Source organism: Streptomyces novaecaesareae, assembly GCF_000716875.1.
Taxonomy (GTDB): domain Bacteria; phylum Actinomycetota; class Actinomycetes; order Streptomycetales; family Streptomycetaceae; genus Kitasatospora; species Kitasatospora novaecaesareae.
This window is the reverse complement of sequence record NZ_JNWQ01000035.1, coordinates 83,528-102,631: the sequence shown is the minus strand read 5'-3', so window position 1 is coordinate 102,631 and position 19,104 is coordinate 83,528. Positions and strand designations below refer to the sequence as shown.

At 72.4% G+C, this 19,104-nt stretch carries 18 protein-coding genes; 12 read left to right on the top strand and 6 right to left on the bottom strand.

Annotated features, from left to right (window positions below):
• Positions 1-90 precede the first annotated feature (90 nt).
• A complete protein-coding gene (locus OP86_RS15800; RefSeq protein ID WP_234435027.1) occupies positions 91-1,773 on the top strand; it encodes an RICIN domain-containing protein in 1,683 nt (560 codons plus the stop codon).
• A 21-nt stretch (positions 1,774-1,794) separates the two neighbouring features.
• Here the strand turns inward: OP86_RS15800 and OP86_RS15795 are convergent, their stop codons facing one another.
• Positions 1,795-2,382, bottom strand: coding sequence for a DUF4291 domain-containing protein (locus tag OP86_RS15795; protein WP_030055693.1), 588 nt, complete (start codon positions 2,380-2,382; stop codon positions 1,795-1,797).
• Between the two features lie 155 nt (positions 2,383-2,537).
• Between OP86_RS15795 and OP86_RS15790 the strand changes: the two genes are divergently transcribed.
• From OP86_RS15790 to OP86_RS15780, 3 genes are all read left to right on the top strand, one after another.
• A complete protein-coding gene (locus tag OP86_RS15790) occupies positions 2,538-3,818 on the top strand; it encodes a glycosyltransferase family 39 protein (RefSeq protein ID WP_030259141.1) in 1,281 nt (426 codons plus the stop codon).
• A gap of 63 nt (positions 3,819-3,881) precedes the next feature.
• Positions 3,882-4,370: a MarR family winged helix-turn-helix transcriptional regulator gene (locus tag OP86_RS15785; protein WP_030055694.1), complete on the top strand. Its 489-nt coding sequence runs from the start codon at positions 3,882-3,884 to the stop codon at positions 4,368-4,370.
• Between the two features lie 86 nt (positions 4,371-4,456).
• A complete protein-coding gene (locus OP86_RS15780; protein ID WP_030055695.1) occupies positions 4,457-5,896 on the top strand; it encodes an MFS transporter in 1,440 nt (479 codons plus the stop codon).
• Positions 5,897-5,959: 63 nt separating this feature from the next.
• Here OP86_RS15780 and OP86_RS15775 read toward each other — a convergent pair whose 3' ends face one another.
• Positions 5,960-6,442 carry a hypothetical protein gene (locus OP86_RS15775; RefSeq protein ID WP_078589103.1) on the bottom strand — a complete coding sequence of 161 codons (483 nt, stop codon included), beginning with the start codon at positions 6,440-6,442 and terminating at the stop codon, positions 5,960-5,962.
• Positions 6,443-6,881: 439 nt separating this feature from the next.
• Between OP86_RS15775 and hemL the strand changes: the two genes are divergently transcribed.
• The 7 genes from hemL (at position 6,882) to OP86_RS15740 (ending at position 13,993) form a co-directional block, all read left to right on the top strand.
• Entirely contained in the window at positions 6,882-8,210 is a 1,329-nt protein-coding gene (hemL, locus tag OP86_RS15770) for a glutamate-1-semialdehyde 2,1-aminomutase (RefSeq protein WP_030055697.1), read from the top strand.
• A 63-nt stretch (positions 8,211-8,273) separates the two neighbouring features.
• On the top strand, positions 8,274-8,924 hold the full coding sequence (locus tag OP86_RS15765; protein WP_078589118.1) for a histidine phosphatase family protein: 651 nt from the start codon (positions 8,274-8,276) through the stop codon (positions 8,922-8,924).
• Positions 8,925-9,133: 209 nt separating this feature from the next.
• The gene (locus OP86_RS15760) at positions 9,134-9,751 is read left to right on the top strand and encodes a TlpA family protein disulfide reductase (protein WP_106973429.1); all 618 of its coding nucleotides are present in this window, start codon (positions 9,134-9,136) and stop codon (positions 9,749-9,751) included.
• Positions 9,748-10,539, top strand: a complete 792-nt coding sequence (locus tag OP86_RS15755; protein WP_078589108.1) for a cytochrome c biogenesis CcdA family protein — start codon at positions 9,748-9,750, stop codon at positions 10,537-10,539. Before OP86_RS15760 ends, OP86_RS15755 begins: the two co-directional genes overlap by 4 nt.
• A gap of 2 nt (positions 10,540-10,541) precedes the next feature.
• Positions 10,542-12,326: a cytochrome c biogenesis protein ResB gene (gene resB / locus OP86_RS15750; RefSeq protein ID WP_030055701.1), complete on the top strand. Its 1,785-nt coding sequence runs from the start codon at positions 10,542-10,544 to the stop codon at positions 12,324-12,326.
• 3 nt (positions 12,327-12,329) lie between these two features.
• A complete protein-coding gene (gene ccsB, locus OP86_RS15745; RefSeq protein WP_030055702.1) occupies positions 12,330-13,460 on the top strand; it encodes a c-type cytochrome biogenesis protein CcsB in 1,131 nt (376 codons plus the stop codon).
• A 122-nt stretch (positions 13,461-13,582) separates the two neighbouring features.
• A complete protein-coding gene (locus OP86_RS15740; RefSeq protein ID WP_030055703.1) occupies positions 13,583-13,993 on the top strand; it encodes a hypothetical protein in 411 nt (136 codons plus the stop codon).
• Positions 13,994-14,029: 36 nt separating this feature from the next.
• Here OP86_RS15740 and OP86_RS15735 read toward each other — a convergent pair whose 3' ends face one another.
• On the bottom strand, positions 14,030-15,130 hold the full coding sequence (locus OP86_RS15735; protein ID WP_051830126.1) for a ScbA/BarX family gamma-butyrolactone biosynthesis protein: 1,101 nt from the start codon (positions 15,128-15,130) through the stop codon (positions 14,030-14,032).
• A 351-nt stretch (positions 15,131-15,481) separates the two neighbouring features.
• Here OP86_RS15735 and OP86_RS15730 point away from each other — a divergent pair, with 351 nt between their 5' ends.
• Positions 15,482-16,108 (top strand): ScbR family autoregulator-binding transcription factor, encoded by a 627-nt coding sequence (locus tag OP86_RS15730; RefSeq protein ID WP_051830125.1) that lies wholly within the window; start codon positions 15,482-15,484, stop codon positions 16,106-16,108.
• Positions 16,109-16,166: 58 nt separating this feature from the next.
• Here OP86_RS15730 and OP86_RS37455 read toward each other — a convergent pair whose 3' ends face one another.
• The 3 genes from OP86_RS37455 to OP86_RS15715 form a co-directional block, all read right to left on the bottom strand.
• Complete coding sequence (locus tag OP86_RS37455) at positions 16,167-16,784, bottom strand: ScbR family autoregulator-binding transcription factor (protein ID WP_030055706.1); 618 nt, start codon at positions 16,782-16,784, stop codon at positions 16,167-16,169.
• Between the two features lie 258 nt (positions 16,785-17,042).
• Positions 17,043-17,252: an acyl-CoA carboxylase subunit epsilon gene (locus OP86_RS15720; protein ID WP_030055707.1), complete on the bottom strand. Its 210-nt coding sequence runs from the start codon at positions 17,250-17,252 to the stop codon at positions 17,043-17,045.
• Between the two features lie 72 nt (positions 17,253-17,324).
• Positions 17,325-18,926: an acyl-CoA carboxylase subunit beta gene (locus OP86_RS15715; RefSeq protein ID WP_030055708.1), complete on the bottom strand. Its 1,602-nt coding sequence runs from the start codon at positions 18,924-18,926 to the stop codon at positions 17,325-17,327.
• Between the last annotated feature and the right edge of the window lie 178 nt (positions 18,927-19,104).

Genomic DNA, 19,104 nt, shown 5'->3' with positions numbered 1-19,104 from the left:
AGACCTGCTCACCTTTTTCAGCTCCTCTCTTGCACCGCGCCGCTCGGCGCCCCCGCCCGGGCGGCCCCCACCCCCCGCAAGGAGTCGCGTGTGATCAGGTCCCGACTGTCAGCGGCGCGGCGCCCCCGGAGGCCGGCGGGCCGCCCCCGGTGCGCCGCGCTGCTCGCCACCGGCGCCCTCATCGCCACCCTCGGCCTGGCCGGCGCCCCCGCCGCCCTCGCCGATTCCGCCCCCGCCCCGGCCCCGGCCGGCGCCCGTCCGGCCGCGGTCGTCGCCCTCGGCGACAGCGCCATCTCCGGGGAGGGCGCCGGCACCGACACCAACGACGGCTACTTCCCGGAGACCGACAGCCCCACCAACTACTGCCATCGGCATCCCAAGTCGGAGATCTTCGTCACCGACATCCCCGGAGTCACCCCGATCGACCTCGCCTGCTCCGGCGCCCAGACCGGCGACCTGGTCAGCGACCCGGAACTGGCCAAGATCACCGGCTCGGGCAGCGGCGACTTCGGCGAGCCCAAACAGGACGTCAAACTCGCCGACACGGCCGCCAAGTACGACGTCAAGCTGGTCGTCGTGACGATCGGCGCCAACGACGACTTCGACTTCAGCGGCATCATGATGCACTGCCTGGCGCAGTACTTCCCGGTCCCCAAGGACCAGGGCTGCCGCGACACCATCGGCAGCGACGAGATCCGCCGGCGGGCCAAGGGCGTCCAGCCCAAGGTCGTCGCGGCGCTGCAGAACATCCGGCAGACCATGCGCAAGGCCGGCTACGCCGACTCGTCGTACCAGCTGGTCTACCAGTCGTACTTCAATCCGATCACCCCGGACATCCGGCGCAACGACTACCTCGGCAAGGTCGCCGACGGCTGCCCGGCCTTCCCCGAGGACCTCGCCTGGGGCCACAACTGGGTGGTGCCGACCCTCAGCGACGCGCTGCGCGGCGCGGCCGAGCAGGTGCCCGGCGTCCGGTACCTGGACCAGCGGAGGGTCGCCTTCGGGCACGAGGTCTGCGCGGAGTGGACGAGCTCCCCGTACGAGTACTCCAACGGGGACGTCATCAACCTCTCCGAGTGGGTGCGCAACGGCTGCGACTCGCAGATCGGCATCCCCGGGCTCTGCATGAACATGGTCCGCCAGTCGTACCACCTGAGGGTGGCCGGCTACCGCGGCGAGGGCGTCTGCCTCGGCCAGTTCTACGCCCGGCCCGAGCTGACGCAGGCCTACTGCACCCTCAACCAGCAGAACGCCACGTCCATCCAGCCGCTGACCCCCGGACAGCCCTTCGCGGACGTCCCGGAGGACGGCGCCTGGTACCAGCTCACCAACGCGGCCACCGGCAACGCCCTCGACCTCACCGGCGGCGGCACCTACGGCGACTCCACCGACGGCCGGCCCGCCATCAGCTACCCGGCCACCGGCAGCCTCAACCAGTCCTTCGTCCTGGAGGCCAAGGCCGGCGGCAGCTACGAGCTCGACTTCAGCGGCAACCGCGACATGTGCCTGGACGCCAACGCCGCCGCCACCGCCCCGGGCACCCGGATCCAGCAGTGGAGCTGCAACGGCGGCGGCAACCAGCACTGGGTGTTCAAGCCGGCCGGCAACGGCCGCTACAAGATCGCCGACTCCCAGGACCAGAGCAAGGTCCTCGCCGCCGGCGCCACCGCCGACGCCAAGGGCAACCCGTACGTCGTGCTCGCCGCCGACACCGGGGCCCCCGAGCAGCTCTGGCAGCTCACCAAACTCGGCATCGTCTACGTCAAGGGCTGACCCAGCCCCCGCCATCGCCGCTCAGCCCGTCGCCGCCCCCACCCGGGCGGCGACGGCCGCGCTCACCGGGTACGGCGTCTCCGCCGGCAGCAGCCCCGCATCCCGCTCCAGCCGTACCCGCTCGGCCAGCCCGGTGACGTCCGAGATCCGCCGGATCCACTCGTCCGCGTACCGGCGCACCGCCTCGCCGCGCAGCCCGACCTGGATCGCCCGCCGGTCCAGCGGCCGCAGGTGCAGATCGCGCTCCGGGTCCCACTGCACCCGTACCGGGCTCTGCCGCAGCTCCCGCTTCCACGCCGCCTGCGACTCGTGCACCCGGCCGGTGTACGCGCTCAGCACCGCCCGCTCCAGCGCCCAGTCGAAGCCCTCCCGGCTGATCTCCAGCGCCAGCACCCGCTCCTGCCCGGGGCTCCGTCCCCAGTCACTGCGGTGCATCATCCAGAGGAACGAGGGCTTGATCCAGGTCATCCGGTCGCGCTTGAACGCCTCCGGGAACCGCCCCTCGGCCGCCGCGGGCTCGGCGATCTCGGGTGGGAAGGCCTGGTAGACGGTGATCGTGTCGGCCGTGTGGGCGGCCCGGATCCGGCGTGTCGACGGGGTGTTCGGCATGCCCGGAATCGTCGCGGGCGCCCCGGCCGCAGCGCCAGCGGATTTCCCCGCCGGGCGGGGGTCGGCGGGGGTGCAGGGGGCGTGCCGTAGGCTCACGGGAACATCGTTGCGCCGGAGCCGCGCGGACCACGAGCGGGGCGGGGAGTACCCAGAGCATGAGCACGGCATCGAGCACCGAGTCGTCCAGCACCGAGCCCGGAGTTCCCGCCGCGCCGCCCGCGGAGCGGTCCGAGGAACGGGCGGGCCGGGCGCCCGGGCGGTTCGGGGCACTGGTGGACCGCTTCGCGCCTGCGCTGGGCGCGTACGCGGTGGTCAAGGCGATCGGCCTGACCGTCTTCCTGCTGCTCCTGGAGCACACCGGGGACTACCTGAAGAAGCAGGTCGGCCGCGGCGGCGGCACCCACGCGTGGGACGTGCTGGGCACCTGGGACGGCGTCTGGTACCAGCGGATCGCCGAGAACGGCTACGACCCGCAGCTGATCCCGCTGCACGGCTGGCCGCTGGCCACCTACTACGAGAACTCGGCCGCCTTCTTCCCGCTCTACCCGTGGCTGATGCGGCTGGTCGGCGCGGTCACCGGGCTCGGCTCGTACGGGTCCGGGATCGTGGTCTCGGTGCTCGCCTCGCTGGTCGCGGCGGCCGGGATCTTCGCGATCGCCGAGCGGCTGGGCGGTTTCCGGGCGGGTGTGACCGCCGCGGTGATCTGGGGCCTGTTCCCGGGCTCCGGCGTGGAGTGGGCGGTCTACTCGGACTCGCTGTTCGTCGCGCTGTCCGCCTGGGCCTGCTACTGCGTGATGACCCGCCGCTGGGTCGCGGCCGGCCTGCTGGCGCTGGTGGCGGGCCTCAACCGGCCGACGGCCGCCGCGCTGATCGCGGCCGTCTCGATCGCCGCGCTGGTCGCGCTGGTGCGCCGCACCGACGGGGTGGCCCGCCCGCTGACCGCGATGCTGATCACCCCCTGGGGCCTGATCGGCTACGTCGCCTGGGTCGGCTGGAAGATGGGCGACTGGGGCGGCTACTTCAAGCTCCAGCGCGGCGCCTGGAACCGCTACTTCGACGGCGGCGCCTCCACCCTGCGCACGATCATGGACGTGATCACCGGCCACTGGGACTTCTGGCAGTCCAACCCCGTCCCGGACCTGATCGCCATCGCCCTGCTGATCGCCCTGCCCGGCCTGCTGGTGCTGCTCCGGCGTACCCGGCCGCCGCTGGTCCTGTGGGTCTACACCGCGCTGACCATCATCACCGCGTTGAGCAGCAACCAGATCTTCGGCAACATCTCGCGCTACCTGCTGCCGGCCTTCCCGCTCTGCATCGGCCTGGCGTTCGCGCTGCGCCGGGTGCGGACCTCCTCGCTGGTCGGGCTGTTCGCGATGCCCGCGATCGCGGCGGGCTGGTACGCGGGCTATGCGCTGTTCGAGTTGGGCATCCCGTAGACCCGGCGTTGGTTGGCAACGGGATCATCCGGCAGCAGACGGGCCGTTGCTAACCTCGGACGTATGACGACGACCCCGCCCGTGCGCCAGATCCGCGACATCTCCGGGCTGCTGGACCATGCGAGCCACGTGCTGGCGACCCGGATGGCGGCTGCCTTCACCGAGCTCGGGATCACCCCGCGCGCGTACTGCGTGCTGTTCCACGCGCAGGAGGCCGAGCGCACCCAGATCCAGCTGGCCGAGCTGGCCGACCTCGACAAGACCACCATGGTGGTCACCGTCGACGAGCTGGAGAAGGCGGGCCTGGCCGAGCGCCGCCCGTCCGCGACCGACCGCCGGGCCCGGATCATCTCGGTCACCGAGGCGGGCGAGCAGGCCGTGGTGCAGGGCACCGCGATCGCCGACCGAGTGCACCGCGAGCTGCTGGAGTCGCTGCCGCAGCCCGAGCGCGCGGTCTTCGTCTCGGCCCTGACCCACCTGGTGGAGGACCACCTCGCGGAGCCGGTGGAGAGCGAACGCACCGTACGCCGGGCCCGGCGGTCCCGCGGGTAGCCGAAGCTGCTCCCGAAGTAGATAGTCCCGAACAAAACAATCTGATAGCGTTCCTACCCGGTACCCAACGAACCGGGAGAACCGCCATGACCACGCACGCCCCGGCCGCGCCCCGCACGGCTCCCACGGCCCCCGCCCGCTCCCGCACCCTCGCCCTCGCGGTGCTCTGCGCGGGCATGCTGATGATCATCCTGGACGGCTCGATCGTCACCGTGGCACTGCCCGCGATCCAGGACGACCTGCACTTCTCGCCCGCCGACCTCACCTGGACGGTCAACGCGTACCTGATCGCCTTCGGCGGCCTGCTCCTGCTCGCCGGCCGGCTCGGCGACCTGATCGGCCGCAAGCGGGTGTTCGTCGCCGGGCTCGCCCTCTTCACCGCCGCCTCCCTGCTCTGCGCCCTCGCCACCGGGCAGGGGATGCTGATCGCCGCCCGCTTCCTGCAGGGCATTGGCGGCGCGATGGCCTCCTCGGTCAGCCTCGGCATGATCGTCACGCTCTTCCCCGAGCCGCGCGAACGCGGCCGCGCGATCGGCGCGTTCAGCTTCGTCGGCGCGGCCGGCGCCTCGATCGGCCAGGTCCTCGGCGGGGTGCTCACCGAGGCCCTCGACTGGCACTGGATCTTCCTGATCAACCTGCCGCTCGGCCTCACCGCCGCCCTGCTCGCCGTCCGGGTGCTGGAGGCCGACCGCGGCCCCGGCCTGAGGGCCGGCGCCGACGCCCTCGGCGCCGCGCTGATCACCGCCGCCCTGATGCTCGGCATCTACACCATCGTCGGCGCCGCCGGGCACGGCTGGGCCTCCGCCCGCACCCTCGGCCTCGGCGCGCTCTCGCTCGCCCTGCTGGCCGGCTTCCTGCTCCGCCAGGCCCGGGCCGCCCAACCCCTGCTCCCGCTGCGGATGTTCCGCTCGCGCACCGTCTCCGGCGCCAACCTGGTGCAGGTCCTGACCATCGCCGGGATGTTCGGCTTCCAGATCATCGTCGCGCTCTACATGCAGCAGGTCCTCGGCTACGGCGCGGCCGCCACCGGCCTGGCGATGCTGCCGGCGGCGGTCGCCATCGGCGCGGTGTCGCTGGTGCTCTCCGCCCGGTTGAGCGCCCGGTTCGGCGAGCGTGCCGTGCTGCTCGCGGGCCTCGCCCTGCTGCTCGCCGCGCTCGGCCTGCTGGTCCGGCTGCCGTCCGACGCCGACTACGTCGTCCACCTGCTGCCGACGATGCTGCTCATCTCCGGCGGCGGCCTGGTGCTGTCCACGCTCGCCGTCCTCGGTATGTCGGGCGCGGGCCCGGAGGACGCGGGCACCGCCTCGGGCCTGTTCAACACCACCCAGCAGGTCGGCGGCGCGCTAGGGGTCGCCGTCCTCACCACTCTCGCGGGCGGCCGTACCGCGGCACTGGCCGCGGCCGGGCACCCCGCCGCCGAGGCGCTCACGGCGGGCTTCCGGCTCGCCTTCGCGGTGGCCGCGGGCCTGCTGGCGGTGGCCCTGGTGCTCGCCGCCGCCGTGCTCCGACCGCCCGTCAAGGATTGACGGAGTGTCAACTCATCTCACCCCGGCCCGCGTTCGGCGGCGTCCGGGGTGGCGTGTCGAGCTCTACGGCCAGACCAGGCAGTACAGCTGGTGGCCGGCCTCGTGCAGCCGGTTGGCGAAGTCCTGCCACTCGTGCAGCATGCTGTAGATCACGAAGGCGTCCCGCGGGCCGCGCCGGTCCGGCACGGTCGACCAGATGAAGGCGGCGGCGCCGAGCTCGGTCTCGTCGGCCTTGCGGAGCGGTTCGACGACGTTGTGGGGGAGCTGGACCACGGCGTAGTCCGGGTGCAGTACGACGAGTTCCAGTGGCGGCACCTGGTGCAGCGGGACGCCCTGGATGCCGGTGAGGACCATGGCGCTCATGGTCTCCGGCTTGATCTTGGTGGAGAGGTGGCCGGTGGGGGAACCGCTGGTCTCCATCAGGTCGCCGAGCCGCCCCAGCGAGCCGAGTTCCCCGGCGTCCAGGCCGAGCCCGCCCGGGCCGAGCGCGGTGGGGACTCTGGCGGCGGTGGCACGGTCCGGGGCTCCGAAGTACTTGTAAGTCACCCCCACGCGTCCCTCACCCCGCCTCTCACCACCGCGACGACCACGACCCGTACCCGCTCCCGTACCCCCGCGTGCGGCCTCGGCGGGCCTGCGGGAGCCCCCCGCAGCCTCGTCGTAGCCGTCCTGCGCCTCGGACACTCGGACCATCCTCACCGGAATTCGCCGGAATCGACAGACCCCCGCACGCCAGGCGTCCCACCGGACGTGCTCCTTACCCGTCATGCGCCGCCGTACCCACTCGCGGTACGCGGCAGTCCTCTCCACACCCCTGCACACAACCGGAGCGCTCGCGCACCCTGCGTGCCCAGTCTGACGTGTCCGCCCCGCGGAGCAGTCAGCGGCCCCGTCTGTCGGGACAACCGTACAGACAACGGTGCCCGGATCATCGTTCCAGATGATCGGGTCCGACATGCAGAGCTCAAGGACACGATTTGAGACCATGTCTCCCGTGAGCTACCCCTACGAAGCCCCCCAGTCCCAGTCGCTGTTCGATCGCGCCTCCGTGGTGACGCCCGGCGGCGTCAACTCGCCGGTGCGCGCCTTCCGCGCGGTCGGCGGCACGCCGCGCTTCATGGTGTCCGGCACTGGCCCCTACCTCACCGACGCCGACGGCCGCGAGTACGTCGACCTGGTGTGCTCGTGGGGCCCGATGATCCTCGGCCACGCGCACCCCGCGGTGATCGACGCCGTCCAGCAGGCCGTCACCCTCGGCACCTCCTTCGGTACGCCCGGCCAGGGCGAGGTCGAGCTGGCCGAGGAGATCGTCGCCCGGGTCGCCCCGGTCGAGCAGGTCCGCCTGGTCTCCTCCGGCACCGAGGCCACCATGTCCGCGATCCGGCTGGCCCGCGGCTTCACCGGCCGCGCGAAGGTGGTGAAGTTCGCCGGGTGCTACCACGGTCACGTGGACGCGCTGCTGGCCGCCGCCGGTTCCGGGGTGGCCACCTTCGGCCTGCCGGACACCCCCGGTGTCACCGGCGCCCAGGCCGGCGACACCATCGTGCTGCCGTACAACGACCTGGCCGCCGTCGAGCGGGCCTTCGCGGCCCACCCGGGCGAGATCGCCTGCGTGATCACCGAGGCCTCGCCCGGCAACATGGGCGTCGTCCCGCCGCTGCCCGGCTTCAACGGGGGCCTGGCCCGGCTCTGCCGGGAGAACGGCGCGCTGTTCATCTCCGACGAGGTGATGACCGGCTTCCGCGTCTCCAAGGCCGGCTGGTACGGCCTGGAGGCGGCGCACGAGGGCTGGGCGCCCGACCTGCTGACCTTCGGCAAGGTCATGGGCGGCGGCTTCCCGGCCGCGGCCTTCGGCGGCCGCGCCGACGTGATGGCGCACCTGGCCCCGGCCGGCCCGGTCTACCAGGCGGGCACCCTGTCCGGGAACCCGATCGCCACCGCGGCCGGTCTGGCCCAGCTGCGCGGCTGCACCGACGAGGTGTACGCGACGGTGGACCGGGTCGCCGCCGAGGTGTCCGGCCTGGTCTCCGAGGCGCTGACCAAGGAGGGCGTGGCGCACCGGCTGCAGACCGCCGGGAACATGTTCTCGGTGTTCTTCACCGAGGCCGCCGTCACCAACTACGACGAGGCGAAGACCCAGGAGGCGTACCGTTTCACCGCCTTCTTCCACGCGATGCTGGCCGAGGGCGTCTACCTGCCGCCGTCCGCCTTCGAGTCCTGGTTCGTCTCGGCGTCCCACGACGAGCGGGCGATCGAGCGGATCGCCGCCGCCCTGCCGGCCGCCGCGCGCGCCGCTGCCGCCGCCACGGCCTAGTCAATTCCGAGCCCCAGGAGCAGTTGAGAAGTGAGCGCCAAAGAGATCACCGTCGTCCACGTGATGCGCCACGGTGAGGTGCACAACCCGGAGGGCATCCTGTACGGCCGCCTCCCGGGCTACCACCTGTCCGAGCTGGGCCGGCGGATGGCCGACCGGGTGGCCGAGGACCTGGCCGACCGGGACATCACCCACGTGGTGGCCTCGCCGCTGGAGCGGGCCCAGGAGACCGCCGAGCCGATCGCCAAGGCGCACGGCCTGGACGTCGCGGCGGACGCGCGGCTGATCGAGGCGGAGAACATCTTCGAGGGCAAGACCTTCGGGGTCGGCGACGGCTCGCTGCGCAACCCGGGGTACTGGAAGTACCTCACCAACCCGTTCAAGCCCTCGTGGGGCGAGCCGTACCTCGACCAGGTGGTGCGGATGATGGGCGCGCTCGGCGCCGCCCGGGACGCCGCGCGCGGGCACGAGGCGGTCTGCGTCAGCCACCAGCTGCCGATCTGGATCGTCCGCTCCTTCGTCGAGCGCCGCCGGCTCTGGCACGACCCGCGCAACCGGCAGTGCTCGCTGGCCTCGCTGACCAGCTTCACCTTCGAGGGCGACCGGATCGTCTCGGTCGGCTACCGCGAGCCGGCCCGCGACCTGCTGCCCGCGCACCTGGTGGGCAAGGGCCGCAAGGGCGACAAGCCGGTGGGCAAGAGCTTCGGCGCCTAGCTCCGGTACGGGCGTGCGAGCGGTGTCGCGAGGCGGCGTGCGAGCGGCGTCACACGCCCGCGCGCACGGCGCGTAAGCGGTATGTAAGTATGACTTCGGGTCACCCGGCGAGCGCCGGGTGACCCGATTTCGTCGCAGGTCAGAGGCGGTGCGACGCGCAAGGCAGGACCCCCCCGAACCTGCCCGGAACTCCATGCGAAACTTTTCACATGTCTGCCATGACGCGCCCCCGTCCCCGTGTCGCCGCAGCCGCTGCCGCCATCGCCGCCGCCGCTGCGCTCGCCCTCACCGGCTGCTCCTCCTCGGGATCGTCGGGCAGCGGCGAGGGCCAGGTCGGCTTCGTCACGGTCAAGAACACCAACCTGTCGAAGGCGGACGTCGGCAAGCGCGCGGACGCGCCGGACATCGTCGGGGAGACCCTGGAGGGCGCCCCGGCCAAGCTCTCCGACTACCGGGGCAAGGTCGTCGTGCTCAACGTCTGGGGCTCCTGGTGCGGGCCGTGCCGGGCCGAGGCGAAGAGCCTGCAGGCCGTCTCGGAGAAGTACAAGGACCAGGGCGTCCAGTTCCTCGGCATCAACACCCGGGACACCGAGAAGAACAACGCCGTCCGCTTCGAGCAGGAGCAGGGCGTCACCTTCCCGAGCATCTTCGACCCGGCCGGGACCCAGCTGCTCAAGTTCGCCAAGGGCAGCCTCAACCCGCAGTCCATCCCGACCACGCTGATCGTCGACCGCGACGGCAAGCTCGCCGCCCGCGCCGTCGGCGGCACCACCGAGGACGCGCTGGAGTCGATCCTGCAGCCGGTGGTCGCGGAGCAGAAGCAGTGAGCCTGCCGCCCCTGCAGTCGGCCGGGCTCCAGCTGGCCGACACCACCTCGACCGTGCAGAGCGGTGCGCTGCTGGTCGCCGCCCCGGTCGCGCTGCTGGCGGGGCTGGCGTCGTTCTTCTCGCCCTGCGTGCTGCCGCTGGTCCCCGGCTACCTCTCGTACGTGACCGGGTTCTCCGCCGCCGACCTCGCGGACGCCCGCGGCACCCGGCGCGGCCGGATGCTGCTCGGCGTGGCCCTGTTCATCCTCGGCTTCACCGCGGTGTTCGTCTCCACCGGCGCGCTGTTCGGCTACTTCGGCCAGGAACTGCAGGACTACAAGCGGACCATCAACATCGTGCTGGGCTCGCTCACCGTGCTGATGGGCCTGGCCTTCATGGGCCTGGTGCCCGGGCTGAGCATGCGCGAGGTCCGCTCGCACCGCCGCCCGGCCGTCGGCCTGCTGGGCGCCCCGATGCTCGGGGTGGTCTTCGGCGTCGGCTGGACGCCCTGCATGGGGCCGACCCTGACCGCCGTGCAGAACCTGGCGCTCAACCAGGCCGACGCCCAGCGTGGCGCGCTGCTGACGACCTTCTACTGCCTGGGCCTCGGCGTACCGTTCATCCTGGCCGCGGTGGCCTTCCGCCGGGCGCTGGGCGCCTTCGGGTGGGTCAAGCAGCACTACCCGCTCGTGATGCGGATCGGCGGCGGCATGCTCGTCGCGGTCGGTCTGCTGCTCGTCACCGGGGCCTGGGACTCCATGATGAGCCAACTGCAGTCCTGGACCGCCGACTTCCGGATCGGAATCTGACCGTGAGCAACACCACGACCGAGACCGAGCAGCCGCCGGCGCCGGACGACAGCGCCGCCGAGCGGCTCAGCACCGCGCCGGTCGAGTCCGACGGCCCGACCGGCATAGGGGCGTTCGGCTGGGCGCGCTGGATGTGGCGCCAGCTGACCTCGATGCGGGTCGCCCTGATCCTGCTCTTCCTGCTCTCGCTGGCCGCCATCCCCGGCTCGCTGATCCCGCAGTACCAGAACGGTCAGGGCCAGCTGAAGGTCGAGGCCTGGAAGGCGCAGCACACCACGGTCGCGCCGCTCTACGAGAAGCTCCAGCTGTTCGACGTCTACAGCTCGATCTGGTTCTCCGCGATCTACATCCTGCTGTTCGTCTCGCTGGCCGGCTGCATCGTCCCGCGCACCTGGCAGTTCGTCGGCGTGCTGCGCGCCCAGCCGCCGGCCGCGCCGCGCAACCTGACCCGGATGCCGGTGTACGCGGCCTGGCGCACCGAGGCGGACCCCGCCGCGGTGAACGCCGCCGCACACCGGCTGCTGCGCAGGCGCCGCTTCCGCGCCGACCTGTCCGGCGGCGCGGTGGCCGCCGAGAAGGGCTACCTGCGCGAGGTCGGCAACCTGCTCTTCCACCTGTCGCTGTTCGCCCTGCTCGGCGGCTTCGCCTGGGCCAGCCTGGCCTCCGGCACCGGCGGCAAGCTGATGGTCGAGGGCGAGGGCTACTCGAACACCATCACCCAGCTCGACGACTTCAACGGCACCCGGTTCTACGGCAACCAGGACCTCGACCCGTTCTACCTGAAGCTGGACGGCTTCACCTCGAAGTTCCAGACCAAGGGCGACCAGATCGGCGCCGCCCGGCAGTTCACCGCGAACGTCGAGTACTACCAGGGCAGCGACGAGTCGAAGCTGAAGAAGTCGACGATCGAGGTCAACCACCCGCTGGAGATCGGCGGCAGCAAGGTCTACCTGATCGGCCACGGCTACGCCCCGGTCATCACCGTCCGCAACGGCAACGGCGACGTCGTCTTCAAGGGCGCCGTCCCCTTCCTGCCGCAGGACGGCAACATGACCTCCACCGGCGTCGTGAAGGCCTCCGACTACGGCCTGGGCCCGGACGGCAACAAGACCCAGCTGGGCTTCTCCGGCTTCTTCCTGCCGACCGCGCCGCTGAGCTTCGAGGGCACCGGCCCGATCTCGCTGTTCCCCGGCGACGCCGCCCCCGAGCTGGTGCTGAACGCCTTCGCGGGCGACCTCGGCACCGACTCCGGCCTGCCGCAGAACATCTACCAGCTCAACACCCGCAAGCTCACCCAGCTGACCCAGGACGGCCAGCCGGCCAAGGCCCGGCTCAAGCCCGGCCAGGGCTGGACCCTCCCCGACGGCTACGGCTCCGTCACCTTCGAGGGCTACAAGCAGTGGGCCAGCTTCAACGTCTCGCACCGCCCCGGCAACGAGATCGCGCTGGCCGGCGCCGTGCTGGCGATCCTCGGCCTGATCGGCTCGCTGTTCATCCAGCGCCGCCGGATCTGGGTGCGGGCGGTCGCCCTGCCCGGCGGCGGCACCCAGGTGGAGCTGGCCGGCCTGGCCCGCAGCGAGTCGGCGAAGATCGCCGAGGAGCTGGCCGAGCTCGCGGTGGACCTCCAGGACGACGCCCCCGCCTCCGAGGACGAGGACGAGGACGAGGACGACACCCGGGCTCCGGACGGCGAGGAAGCCGCCGCCGCGCCCGACGCAGTACCCGACGACCCCGAGGCCGAGGCCTCAGACCCCGCAGTCCCTGCCGACCAGAACTCCAAGGAGTAGACGGTGCAACTCGCCTCGGCGGTCGACCCACAGCTGGCCGACCTCTCCAACAAGCTGATCTATTCGGCGATGGTGGTCTACACGCTCGCCATGTTCGCCCACATGATCGAGTGGACCTTCGGCAGCAAGGGCGCCGTCGCCGTCCGCTCGAAGGAGCAGTCCGGCAGCCTGGCCGAGACCGTCGCCACGGCCGGGAAGAAGACCGGGAAGAAGGTCACCGTCACCGTGGCGGGGGCGGGCGGCGGCACCACCACGCTCACCCGCACCGCGATCGCGGGCGAGGGCGCGACGGTGGTCACCAGCGGGCGCGGCACCGACGAGGAGGACGGCCCGGGCGCGGCCGGCACCAACGAGAAGGCCGACCTGGCCGGCCGGATCGCGGTCTCGCTCACCGTGCTCGGGGCCCTGCTGCACGCCGGCGGCATCGTCACCCGCGGTCTGTCGGTGTCCCGCTGGCCGTGGGGCAACATGTACGAGTTCTCCTGCGCCTTCGCCTTCGCCATGACGGCCGCCTACCTGGTGCTGCTGGCGGCGAGGAAGAACGTCCGCTGGCTCGGCCTGCCGGTCGTCCTCGCGGGGCTGCTGACCCTCGGCATCGCGACCACGGTGCTGTACACCGATTCCGAGCAGCTCGTCCCGGCGCTGCACTCGCCGTGGCTGGCGATCCACGTCTCGACCGCGATCTTCTGCGGCGGTGCCTTCTACGCGGCGTTCATCGCCACGCTGCTGTACCTGGGCAAGGACTCCTTCGACAAGCGGATGGCGGCCGGCCTGACCACCGGCCCGCTGGGCACCTCGGCCTCGATCTGGCGCCGGCTGCCCGCCGCGTCCACCTTCGACAAGCTGTCCTACCGGATCAACGCCCTGGTCTTCCCGCTCTGGACCTTCACCATCATCGCGGGCGCGATCTGGGCCGAGGCGGCCTGGGGCAAGTACTGGGAGTGGGACCCGAAGGAGACCTGGTCGTTCATCACCTGGGTCGCCTACGCCTGCTACCTGCACGCCCGCGCGACGGCCGGCTGGAAGGGCCGCAAGGCCGCCTACCTGGCGCTGGCGGCCTTCGCCTGCTGGCTCTTCAACTACTACGGCGTGAACATCTTCGTCACCGGCAAGCACTCGTACGCGGGGATCTGACCGGGGCGCAATCACCCACCGGCCCGGCTTTCCGAACGAGATGGCCGGGCCGAGGTGCGACAGGGGTAGTTCGTGCCGGCCGTCCGCGCCGGTACGGGGAGGAACGAGGAGGAAATCGCGCAATGGAGTGCGACGAGGTCATGCTGACCGTCCGAATCACCGCCGCCGAGCGCATGTTGCTCCGCCGGCTCGCCCAGGGACACCGGAGCGACGTCTCCGAGGTGGTGGCCGACGCTCTGCTGGACATCATTCCCACGCTCAGCGCGCCGGGGGACGCCTACCGGCTGCTGGGGGCGCTCGCGATGCCCGCGCCGTGTGCCCTGACGGTCTGGCTGCCGAACCCGCTGGCCGACCTGCTGGTGCCCGGCGCGGCCCGGATCGCGCAGATCACCGATGTCCGGATCGAGTCGGCCTGCGCCGCCCTGGGAGCGGCGCTGCGGCTCTGGCTCGCCCAGGACCCGGTCAGACTGGCGACCAACCTCAGCGTGATGCACGCCGGGCGGCGGCCGGCGTCGGCGCTGGTGGCCGCCTGACGGTCCGGGGCGCTGCCCGACGGCCCGCGCAGCGGCTCAGCTGGCCAGCGGCAGCCGGGTGCCGCCGAGGGCCGGCGTGGCGGGGCAGCCGTCCAGGGCGTCCCGCCGGGCCGGCACCGTCGGGCCCTCGGCGGGCCCGTCCACCGGCCCGTCCAGCGGTTCGGTGAGCACCCGGCACTCGGCGGCCGTCCGCCCGTCCTGGATCAGCTGGACCCGGACGGCCAGCCGGCGGCCGTCCGCGCCCGGTTCGGGGACGGCCCGGACGAAGCAGGGGCGGTCCAGCTCTATGTAGTGGTCGAAGGAGGTCACCAGCTCGACCGGAACGACCGGCTCGGGGTGGCGCAGTCGCTGGGCGGCCTGCCGGGCGGCCTCCAGCACCAGCATCCCGGGCACGTGGTCCAGCTCGTGGTCGAACAGCACGGGGTGCGCGGCGTCGGCGCGCAGCACCCAGGTGTCCGGCCGCAGGGTCGGGCTGAGCACCACGTCCGCGGGCTCCGCCCGGCCGACGAGTTCGGGCGCGGTGGGGGCGGGCGGGCGCAGCGGGGCGACGGCGTGCCGGCCGGGGCCGCGCAGCCGGTCGTACGAGGCGGGGGAGACCACCCGCAGCTGGCCCGAGCCGCGGCCGATCGGCCGGCCGTCCCGGGTGATGTCGGCGTGCACCCGCAGCGAGCCCAGCCGGCCGTGCCGCATCCGGACGTCCTCGCAGTCGATGGCGAGCATCAGCGAGGCCGGTCCCGTGCTGACGGCCAGGCCCGGCAGGCCGGGGTCGGCGAGCGCGTAGGAGAGGTCCTCCATGACGAAGTGGTGGCCGCGCGGCACCCCGAACCCGGCGTGGCCGATCAGCAGCCCGGCCTGCCGGACGGTCTCGGCCATCAGCACCGGGTCGTGGTAGCGGTCGCCGGGCAGCCGGTAGAAGCCGTGCAGCCGGGGCCACTGGGCGCCGAGCAGGAAGTCGTACGGGCCGGTGGCCTGCCAGCCGGTGAGGAAGACCTCGGAGACCGAGGCGCGGTGCACCAGGTGCCGGGAGACGGTCCGGTCGTGGAAGTCGTAGCCGGTGCCGGTGCCGGCGCCGGTGCCCGGTTCGGGGCCGGGGTGGGCGTACGGGCCGTGCGGGTCCGGCTCTACGATCGATGGCATGACTGGCCCCCGCTCCCAGGGTGTCGGTCGAGCGGCCGCCATGGACGCCCGAGCAAAACATACATACCACCCGGTTTGTGTCCTGCGACTGGGGTGCCCCGGCCGCACAGCCCGGCCCGATCACGCTACCCCTGTCGTGGACTGGGGCGATGCCCCCCAAGGCACCAGCAGACCTTGGGCGGGGGGCCGTCCCCCCTGGACGGCGGGGGCGATACAGGCGCTAGATTAGATACCAACCATGCGGTTTCGGTAGATGCCGTCCGCATGCGAGCGCCGCTCCTGGTCGGGGGCGTGCCGACAGCAGCCGGGGCGGGGCGGGGGATCGCGCCCGGTCGAGTCCGGAGGGGGCCAGTGGTCAAGCAGGAACGGGCTGGGCGGACCCGGCAGGCCGTGCTGCTCGCCGCGGCGGAGACCTTCGCGCGGGCGGGCTTCGAAGCCGCCAGCCTGGTCGACATCAGCCGCCGTGCCGGGGTCAGCAAGGGCGCGCTCTACTTCCACTTCGTGTCCAAGCAGGCCCTCGCCGACGGCGTGCGCCACGCCGCCGGACGGGAGGTCGGCTCGGCCGCGCTGCGCGCCCTGCGCGCCGACGGTCCGGCCCTCCAGGGCCTGATCGACCTCTCGCACGAGCTGGCCCGGATGCTGCGCGAGGACATGGTGGTGCGGGCCGGCGTCCGGCTCGGCCACCAGGGCCCGCGCCGGGACGGCGCCCCGGGCTCCCCGCCCGGCCCCGACGCCACCTGGCGCGGCCTCGCCGGCGTCGTCCACCGGCTGCTGGACCGCGCGGCCGCGACCGGCGAGCTGCTGCCCGGGGTGGACCGGCGGGCCACCGCCGAGCTGCTCATCGCGGTGGCGGCCGGGCAAGTGCTGCTGGCGGGCGAGGAGGCCGACCGGCCCCGGCCGGAGGCGGTGCGCCGGGTCTGGGCGGCCGCGCTGCCGGCCCTGGTGGCGGCGGACCGCAGGGCCGGCTACCGGGTCTGACCGACTCCTGGCGCCGGGAGCCCGGGCGCCGGGAGTCCGAACCCCAGGGCCCCGTGCCTCAGGAGGCCGCGCGCTCGGCCACGCTCAGCCGGGCGAGCGCGTGCGGCTGGACCAGGCCGGGCAGCAGCAGCGTCCACAGGTCAGCCATCCGCTGGATCAGGTCCTGCCGGTCGGCCAGCACCTGGGAGCTCAGCTGGATCCCGGTGACGGCCCCGGTGATCACCCCGGAGGCGGCGACCAGGTCGATGCCAGGGTGGAGGTCCCCGGCGTCCCTGGCCTGCTCCAGCAGCCCGCGGACCAGGTCCATCCAGCCCTGGTAGGCCGCGATCTGCGGCTGGGTGAAGCTGCCGTGCTCGATCGTCAGCCGGATGCTGCCGCGCACCAGCGGGTCGGACTGCAGCGCGTGGGCGAAGGCGTACCCGAGGTCGATCAGGTTCTGCACCCAGCTGTCCGAGGCCGGCTCCCAGCCGGCGATCCAGGCGCCCTGCCCCTCGATGACGGCGAGCGCCAGCTCCTGCTTGGAGTGGAAGTGGAAGTACAGCGCGCCCTTGGTGACGCCGGCGCGGTCCAGGATCTCGGACATCGTGGCGGCGGCGTAGCCCCGCTCGTCGAAGACCTCGGCCGCCGCGAGCAGTACCGTCTGGCGGGTCGCCAGCGCGCGGGCCTGTTTGGCCATCGCAGCCTCCCTGGGAAGTTCTGGTACCTCGGCAGCGGCCGATCCTATGGGGGCCGACGGGGTGGCGGAGGCATACCGTCCAGTAGGCATCCTACCGAGCCGTCCGGGGACGACCGGACGGGACGACCGGACGGGCGGGACGGGTGGGCCGGGTGGGCAGGACGCGTCCGGCCCGCGACGGGCCCGCCCGAGGCCGGGAACGCCCGACGGCCGGTCACCCGAACGGGGTGACCGGCCGTCGGCGGAAGCCGCGGTGCGTCAGGCGGCCTGCTGCCAGCTGACCGGCGAGAAGTACGCCGGGCGGCGCTCCAGGCGGTGCCAGGTGGCGATCGGCTCGACCGGCGCGGTGGCGGCGGCCTGCTGCGCGGCGGCGGCGCGCGCCATCAGGACGGCGGTCAGGGCGGCGAGTTCCTCGTCGGTGAGGCTGCCGCGGACGATGCGGACGAGGGGTTCGGCGGAAGCGGTCATGTCCTGGTTTCTCCCCCGGTGGCTGTGGTGTGAGGTGGTGGCCGGTGCGGCGTGCTGCGGTGGACCGCGCTGCTACATCGGCGGGTTGCCGTGCTTGCGGCTGGGCAGGTCGGCGTGCTTGGTGCGGAGCATGGCCAGGGCGGAAGCGATCACCTGGCGGGTCTCGGCGGGGTCGATGACGTCGTCCACGAGGCCGCGCTCGGCCGCGTAGTACGGGTGCATCAGCTCGCTCTTGTATTCCTTGATCTTCTGGGCGCGCATGGCGTCCGGGTCCTCGGCGGCGTTGATCTCGCGCCGGAAGATGACGTTGGCGGCGCCCTCGGCGCCCATCACGGCGATCTCGTTGGTCGGCCAGGCGTAGGACAGGTCGGCGCCGATGGAGCGGGAGTCCATCACGATGTAGGCGCCGCCGTAGGCCTTGCGCAGGATCAGCGAGATGCGCGGCACGGTGGCGTTGCAGTACGCGTACAGCAGCTTGGCGCCGTGGCGGATGATGCCGCCGTGCTCCTGGTCGACGCCGGGCAGGAAGCCGGGGACGTCGAGCAGGGTGACCAGCGGGATGTTGAAGGCGTCGCACATCTGGACGAAGCGTGCGGCCTTCTCGCTGGCGTTGATGTCCAGCACGCCGGCCAGCGACTGCGGCTGGTTGGCGATGATGCCGGTGACGTGGCCGTCGACGCGGGCCAGCACGCAGAGCACGTTGGTGGCCCAGCGCTCGTGGACCTCCAGGTACTCGCCGTGGTCGACGATCTCCTCGATCACCTTGCGCATGTCGTACGGGCGGTTGCCGTCGGCGGGCACCAGGTCCAGCAGGCTGTCGTTGCGACGCTCGACCGGGTCCTCCGACACCACGGACGGCGGCATCTCGCGGTTGTTCTGCGGCAGCAGCGACAGGAGGTAGCGGACCTCCTCGATGCAGGACTGCTCGTCGTCGTAGACGAAGTGGGAGACACCGGAGACGCCGGCGTGCACGTCCGCGCCGCCGAGGCCGTTCTGGGTGATCTTCTCGCCGGTCACCGCCTGGACGACGTCCGGGCCGGTGATGAACATCTGCGAGGTCTCGCGGACCATGAAGACGAAGTCGGTCAGCGCGGGGGAGTACGCGGCGCCGCCGGCGCACGGGCCGAGCATCACCGAGATCTGCGGGATGACGCCGGAGGCCTTGGTGTTGCGCTGGAAGATGCCGCCGTAGCCGGCGAGGGCGGTGACGCCCTCCTGGATGCGGGCGCCGGCGCCGTCGTTCAGCGAGACCAGCGGCGCGCCGGCCGCGATGGCCATGTCCATGATCTTGTGGATCTTCTGCGCGTGGGCCTCGCCCAGTGCGCCGCCGAAGATCCGGAAGTCGTGCGCGTAGGTGAAGACGGTGCGGCCGTGGACGGTGCCCCAGCCGACGACGACGCCGTCGGTGTGCGGCTTCTTGGCCTCCAGGCCGAAGCCCTGAGCGCGGTGCCGGCGCAGCGGCTCGACCTCGCGGAAGGAGCCCTCGTCCAGCAGCAGCTCGATGCGCTCGCGGGCGGTCAGCTTGCCCTTGGCGTGCTGGGCCTCGGTCGCCTTGTCGCTGGGGCCGCGGCGGACCTTCTCGCGCAGCTCGTGCAGCTCGGCGACCCGCCCGCGGGCGTCGGCCGGGACCTCGGGGACCTCGCCGTCGACCGGCGCCTCATGCACAACCGTCATCTCGAACCACTCCAAGGGTGAGGGAACTGTCCGACAGCCAACGTCTGCTGTGCCCCCGGCCGCGAATCACTTTCTTCACTTATGACTGTACGAGGGGCCGTGCGCTGGTTTCGGCGTCGATTCCGTACAAGGTCGGGTTCGTTTAGCTGTCAGGGCTGTACAGAAGCAGCCGCTTCGG

Excerpts from the sequence above, each read along its gene's own strand:
- OP86_RS15760 (WP_106973429.1), top strand. The coding sequence starts at position 9,134 with ATGTCTGCCATGACGCGCCCCCGTCCCCGTGTCGCCGCAGCCGCTGCC.
- OP86_RS15740 (WP_030055703.1), top strand. The coding sequence starts at position 13,583 with ATGGAGTGCGACGAGGTCATGCTGACCGTCCGAATCACCGCCGCCGAG.
- OP86_RS15720 (WP_030055707.1), bottom strand. The coding sequence starts at position 17,252 with ATGACCGCTTCCGCCGAACCCCTCGTCCGCATCGTCCGCGGCAGCCTC.
- OP86_RS37455 (WP_030055706.1), bottom strand. The coding sequence starts at position 16,784 with ATGGCCAAACAGGCCCGCGCGCTGGCGACCCGCCAGACGGTACTGCTC.
- OP86_RS15795 (WP_030055693.1), bottom strand. The coding sequence starts at position 2,382 with ATGCCGAACACCCCGTCGACACGCCGGATCCGGGCCGCCCACACGGCC.
- OP86_RS15780 (WP_030055695.1), top strand. The coding sequence starts at position 4,457 with ATGACCACGCACGCCCCGGCCGCGCCCCGCACGGCTCCCACGGCCCCC.
- OP86_RS15735 (WP_051830126.1), bottom strand. The coding sequence starts at position 15,130 with ATGCCATCGATCGTAGAGCCGGACCCGCACGGCCCGTACGCCCACCCC.
- OP86_RS15785 (WP_030055694.1), top strand. The coding sequence starts at position 3,882 with ATGACGACGACCCCGCCCGTGCGCCAGATCCGCGACATCTCCGGGCTG.
- OP86_RS15765 (WP_078589118.1), top strand. The coding sequence starts at position 8,274 with ATGCGCCACGGTGAGGTGCACAACCCGGAGGGCATCCTGTACGGCCGC.
- hemL (WP_030055697.1), top strand. The coding sequence starts at position 6,882 with ATGTCTCCCGTGAGCTACCCCTACGAAGCCCCCCAGTCCCAGTCGCTG.
- OP86_RS15790 (WP_030259141.1), top strand. The coding sequence starts at position 2,538 with ATGAGCACGGCATCGAGCACCGAGTCGTCCAGCACCGAGCCCGGAGTT.
- OP86_RS15715 (WP_030055708.1), bottom strand. The coding sequence starts at position 18,926 with ATGACGGTTGTGCATGAGGCGCCGGTCGACGGCGAGGTCCCCGAGGTC.